Genomic DNA, 6,204 nt, shown 5'->3' with positions numbered 1-6,204 from the left:
ACACCCTCTTTTTTATTTATGTTTCGTAATCAATATGGTAAGGATGCAGATCCGTATGATAGATCGCTTCTGAATATTCAATCATTTTCCCTATTTGCGTAGACGATTGCCGTATCCGTTTGATGCCAATCTGTGCGTCTGTTTTCAGAATTTCTTGTTCTTCTTCTGTTAAAAATACTGCAGAGAAATCATCAGAAAATGAGTCAATGGTATACCCTTTTTTTGTCAGCAGACGATACAAAGATTCTTTGTCAAATTCTTCTCTGCTGAATTGCATCATTTCTTGTGGAAGATAGTGGACAAAATAAATATAAGGCTGATTGTTCAAATAATATAAGCGCTTAAAACAAACAGCTTGCTCACCGAAAAAGGAAAACAAAGGATCTTCCTTCTTTATATGGACCAATTGCAAATCCAGCGTTTCTTTCCGAACTTCATATTGAGAGTTCTTCAAGATCTGCGTAAAACTTGCCGCTTTGGATAATCGATTGTAAGGACGATTGCTTAGAACCGTCGTCCCACGACCACTTTTCTTTTCGACATATTCATCTGATGCCAGCAGCTCGATTGCCTTTCGGACAGTGATTTTGCTGACTTGAAACAGTTCTTCTAATTCACTTTCTGTCGGCAGCATCGAACCGACTGGATACTTTCCTGAGAAAATATCTTCTTTAATTTTATCTGCGACTTCCAAGTATAGTACACGTGTCCTTTTCATAACGTCACCCTTTGCTTTACTATTACTAAAAGAATAGCACATAAAAAATAAAAAAAGAACACAAATCACATGCGAGAAGTGTGTTCTTTTTCATTGCACTGTTTTAATTATAGATTTTCGCCATTTGAGGCAATTACTTCTTTATACCAATCAAAAGATTTTTTCTTCGACCGGTTCAATGTCCCGTTTCCTTCATCGTCTAGATCCACATAGATAAAGCCGTAACGTTTACTCATTTCTCCTGTCGATGCACTGACTAGATCGATACATCCCCAGGGGGTATAGCCCATCAAATCTACACCATCTGCAACTGCTTGGGACATTGCTTCGATATGACGACGTAGGTAATCGATCCGATAATCATCAATGATCGAGCCATCCTCTTCCACATGATCAATAGCACCAAGACCGTTTTCAACAATGAATAATGGTTTCTGGTAACGATTGTATAATTCATTCAATGCGATTCTCAACCCTTCTGGATCGATCTGCCAGCCCCATTCACTCGCCTCAAGAAACGGATTTTTTACGCCTCCTAGCAAGTTTCCTTCTGAAGTTGCGGCTTGCGGGTCAGTCTCATTGATTGCCGTAGACATATAGTAACTAAATCCGATGTAGTCAACTGGATATTCTTTTAGCAACTGGAAATCTTCTTCTGTTTGCTCTAATTTTTCCGAATCGACTCCATATTTTTGATGGGTACGGGCTGTGTACGCAGGGTATTCTCCGCGTACTTGAACATCCGTGCAGAAAAAATTGAATTCTTGATTTTGGATCATGGTTGCTGCCTGATTGACTGGGTTGGCATCGATGCTATAAGTCGTTGCATAAATAATCATGCAGCCGATTTGGATATCCGAACGCAATTCGTGGCCGATTTTTACAGCTTTGCTACTTGCCACGAACTGATTATGCCATGCTTGGAAAATATTTTGGTACTCTCCTGCTCCGTTGCTTTTTACTAATCCTTGACTTAAAGCTGGAAAATGAAAGGCCGAGTTGATTTCATTGAAAGTCATCCAGTATTTGACTTTACTGCTGTATCTCTCTAATACTGTCTGAGCAAATCGTTCATAGAAGTCGATCAGTTTCCGATTTTTCCAGCCACCATATTCTTTTGCCAAATGAAGAGGCATTTCATAATGAGAAATCGTGATCACAGGTTCAATATCGTATTTTAAGCACTCATCAATCAGCTGATCGTAAAATTCTAATCCCGCTTCATTCGGCGTGCTTTCGTCTCCGTTTGGAAAAATCCGTGTCCAGGCAATCGAAAAACGATAACATTTAAACCCCATTTCCGCAAATAAGGCAAGATCTTCTTTGAAACGATCATAATGATCGATTCCGCGATGATTCGGGTAAATATATTTTTCTTGATCGATCGTCCAGTCAAATTCTTTACGACCAATGATTGCAAAACGCTGCTTACCTCCAGGCATAGCATCTGCAACGGATAACCCTTTTCCGTCTCGATCATAAGCTCCTTCTAATTGATTGGCAGCGGTTGCGCCACCCCATAAAAATTTTTCTGAAAAACGTGATTGCATCCTGATTTCCTCCTTATTTTACAATTGCTAGAACATCTTCATTCGCAATAATCTCTTTTTGGTCTAATTCAAGTATATCGGCAAATGCATCGGTATTTGTAATGACAACCGGTGTGATTACACTATAGCCGGCTGCTTTAATTGCTTCGATGTCAAAACGGATCAATAAATCTCCTGCTTTGACGAGGTCCCCTTGTTTGACTAAGATTTCATAACCATTCCCATTTAATTCTACCGTATCCATCCCGATATGAATCAAAATCTCCGCTCCGTCAGTCGTTGTGATCCCTACAGCATGTCCAGTTGGAAAAATAGTCGTGATCTCTCCATCTGCCGGGGCAACAAGTTCCCCTACTTCTGGATCAATAGCGATACCTTTTCCCATCACGCCAGAAGAAAAAACTTTGTCTGGCACTTCACTCAGTGGCAGTACTTTACCCGTTAGAGGACTCTTTAAGGTATGCCGTGCTGAAGTAATTGGTTCTCCTGCATTCGCATGTTTGTTTTCTAATTGATTGTCTTGTGTTTGTTCGTCAAATCCTAAAATCAGCGTACCTACAAATGCTAGAACAAAAGCGATTCCTGTAGCTATTACTGCTACTGTCACATTTGACTCTACACCATCTACCGTACTAATGAAGGTTGGAATCGTTAATAAGCTGACCAAACTGCTAGAGAAAGCTTTTACTCCAGAAAATCCGATAATAGCCCCTCCAATCCCTCCAGAAACACACGCTGCAATAAATGGTTTCTTCAACGGTAACGTCACACCATACACAGTTGGTTCAGTGATCCCAAATAACGAAGTCACTGTAGAAGAAATCCCTAATGCTCGAAGCTTCGTATCTTTTGTTCGTAACGCTACAGCTAAAGCAGCACCACCTTGTGCCAAGATGGCTGGAAGAAGCATTGGCATCAATACATCAAACCCGTATTGTTCGATATTCAAAAACATGATCGGTACGAATCCCCAATGCATGCCGAACATCACGAATACTTGCCATAAACTTCCCATGATCAGACCTGCTACGATTGGACTAAATCCATAAATCGAGTTGAAGAGACCACCTAAAGCATTACCGGCCACCGTCCCGATTGGTCCTAAAGCAAGAAATGTCAATGGAACCATCACTACTAAAACAACAAGCGGAACTAAAATCATTTGCAGAAATTGCGGAATCACTTTTTTTACGAATGGCTCTAATTTACTTTGCACCCATACTGCTAGAATGATTGGTATGACAGAAGAAGTATAACCAGACGGTGAAAGAATCACTGGGATCCCAAAGAAACTGATAGCTTCTCCCGCACCAGCAACTGCTGTGATAGCTGGGTACACAAGTGCCATAGCAATTGCTACTGCTAAAAACTGGTTGGCTTTGAACTTTATAGCTGCTGTAAAAGCAAGCATGACAGGTAAGAAGGTAAAGACACCATCTGCTGCAGCAAACAATATTTGATAAGTACCGCTATCAGCTGTCAGCCAGCCCATCACCGTTGCCAATGACAAGAATCCTTTCAATACCCCGGCGGCTGCCATCGCCCCTAGAAAAGGTGTAAATATACTAGAAATGATATCAATTAGACGATTCAAGATATTTTTGGACTCTTCTTTTCCATCCTCCGAAACTGCAAGTCCTTCCTCATCCACGATCGATTGATAAACATCTGCTACATTACTGCCGATCACTACTTGATACTGACCGCCACTTTGTACGACTTGGATCACGTCTGGGTCTTCTTTTAACTTTTGCGTATCTGCTAAAGATTCATCTTTTAATCTGAATCGCAAACGCGTAGCACAATGTACTAAACTTTTGACATTCTTTTGTCCTCCTACCGCTTCCCATACACGACGACCAACTGCTTGATTATCCATTGTTTTTTCCTTCTTTCTTTTTTTATTTAAAAAATAAAAACCCAGATTGAAAAAAACAGTCACAAACATTCGTGAACCTATTTTTTCAATCCAGGTTTTGCCTGCCATACAGTAACAATCCTTATGATTGGATGCTTTTTTTCTCACTTACTACTCTTTGAATATGGATCGTTAAATAAATCTGCTCTGCGATTCCCATTTCCTGTTTTTGCGTTTGTCGAAGATACTCATTGATCCGTTCCACACAATGAAACGCTTTTGGATACTTTCCTTGAACTAATGCGTAGAGAAACTCATCTTGTTCGTCAGATCCTTCCCCTTTGAGATAACGCTGGGCAAAAAACTGCAGATGAGTAATGATACGCTGATAATTCAAAGATTCTTCATCGAACACGATGCCGAAGAATTTACTGATGATACTCAGTATATCTCTTACCATTGTGGTAGCGGTCATCGTCACTTGCATGTCTTCGTTTCCTTGTTGGCTATTCACAAAATGAAAGGCAATAAAACCGGCTTCATCCTCAGAAAGTTCCACACCAGTCTTTTGTTTCACGAGCAAAAGAGCCTCTTTCGCTGCTTGATATTCTTTCGGATAAAATTTCTTTGTTTCAAATAATAATGGATTAGGCAGTTGGATATTTTCTTTCGCCCGTGTGATCGCATAATGAAGATGATCGGTCAATGTCAGATAAATATTAGGCGAAAATTCAACTTTTAGTTTATCTTCAGCCAGTTCGACTACTTGTTTGACCCATTCGATCTCCTCTGCCGGAATATCAGCCATCAGCTGTTGGAATTGGTTTTTAGCAAAAGAATCTCTTAAAACAAATTCTTTTTGGACCGCTTCTGGCGAAATCTCGTCCCCAATCTTTTTTTGAAAAGCTAAGCCTTTTCCCATACAAACGACTTCTTCCCCGAATCCATTTTTCGAAATGACGACGTTGTTATTCAAAATTTTATCAATTTTCATTTTGCTTCGCCCTCTCAAGAAAAATAAAAAAACCTAGAATTCGCCTACTGTTTCTTAGCTGAATTCTGGTTTTGCCTGCCGTACAGTAACAATCCATTTCTTATTTAAAATCATCATACCATCGAATTTTTATTTATGCAAGCCTTTTCATGCAAAAAAAATAAAGAAACAGGAACACAAGTCTATCTAGAAAACAACCAAATCAGAGATGCACCTCTTTGCGTTCCTCTTTTTTCAGCAAATCGGTTTTTCCTTATCGATTCATATCCTTTGGCTGTTTTTGATCTGTAACGACTTATGTCCCAGTATCCTAAAATGTTTTTGTCTCTAGATTGAAAGCAGTTCTCATATCATCTGTCGCATCCTTCATCGGTGTGACACTTTCCAGTTCTCCTTGTACAACTAGTCGCGTGACGGCATCCATGTCGCCACAAGTGATCAGCGTGACGATTTCTTTCCCCTCGACCTCGTTCAATAATTGTGTATCTGTAGGAGCAACTTTTTCTTTAAAAAATGTTTTATATGTATACACATTTTCTAAATCCGTCAAATAGATCTTGGCACCCATTTCCAAATTTTCCAGCGGTGTAAACAGTAATTCGGGATTTGTTGCACGATGGCTTGCTAAAGCATAGTTTCCTTTTCCCATCTCTTGATCTGGAGATAACGTCCCTGCACCGTAAAGCAGTGAAGTATTATCCAAGCCTTTGAAAATCGGTAAATTGATCGAAACAGAAGGTACTGCGATACTAGCAATCACTGGCAGATCTGTTCCGCTCATTTGTGACCTCATCACTCCTTCTGTTGTCATTGGTTCTACTGCGTCAAAGTCAAAACTGACATCTTTATCGTTATTCTTTTTCAAATCTTCTTTCGTTACATTCGCTATAGCATATCTGTCTCCTGTTAATCTGACAAGATAGTCTTTGATCTGTTCATTGAAAATCAAAGCTAGTCCTACTAATAACAAGAGGAACAAGAGGATATTGACTAACCATCTTTTTGCTTTTCCTTTTTTCTTCATTTTCTCTCCCTCCAGTCTCATTTTACTGTTTTTCTTGTGCTCTTTCCAACAGCTGAATGA

At 39.7% G+C, this 6,204-nt stretch carries 5 protein-coding genes; all 5 read right to left on the bottom strand.

The genetic code is table 11. From position 1 onward, the window contains the following. Positions 1–16: 16 nt before the first annotated feature. Positions 17–718, bottom strand: coding sequence for a GntR family transcriptional regulator (locus tag ESP02_RS08480; RefSeq protein ID WP_025478434.1), 702 nt, complete (start codon positions 716–718; stop codon positions 17–19). A gap of 107 nt (positions 719–825) precedes the next feature. Further along, positions 826–2,268, bottom strand: a complete 1,443-nt coding sequence (locus ESP02_RS08475) for a glycoside hydrolase family 1 protein (protein ID WP_002373719.1) — start codon at positions 2,266–2,268, stop codon at positions 826–828. Positions 2,269–2,281: 13 nt separating this feature from the next. Next, complete coding sequence (locus ESP02_RS08470) at positions 2,282–4,147, bottom strand: beta-glucoside-specific PTS transporter subunit IIABC (protein ID WP_025478435.1); 1,866 nt, start codon at positions 4,145–4,147, stop codon at positions 2,282–2,284. Between the two features lie 121 nt (positions 4,148–4,268). Further along, complete coding sequence (gene licT, locus ESP02_RS08465) at positions 4,269–5,120, bottom strand: BglG family transcription antiterminator LicT (protein ID WP_002373724.1); 852 nt, start codon at positions 5,118–5,120, stop codon at positions 4,269–4,271. 310 nt (positions 5,121–5,430) lie between these two features. Continuing rightward, positions 5,431–6,144: a class A sortase gene (locus ESP02_RS08460; protein WP_038398462.1), complete on the bottom strand. Its 714-nt coding sequence runs from the start codon at positions 6,142–6,144 to the stop codon at positions 5,431–5,433. Positions 6,145–6,204 lie beyond the last annotated feature (60 nt).

The organism is Enterococcus sp. NBRC 3427, assembly GCF_007996925.1.
Lineage (GTDB): Bacteria > Bacillota > Bacilli > Lactobacillales > Enterococcaceae > Enterococcus_B > Enterococcus_B lactis.
This window is presented reverse-complemented; position numbering and strand designations above follow the sequence as displayed.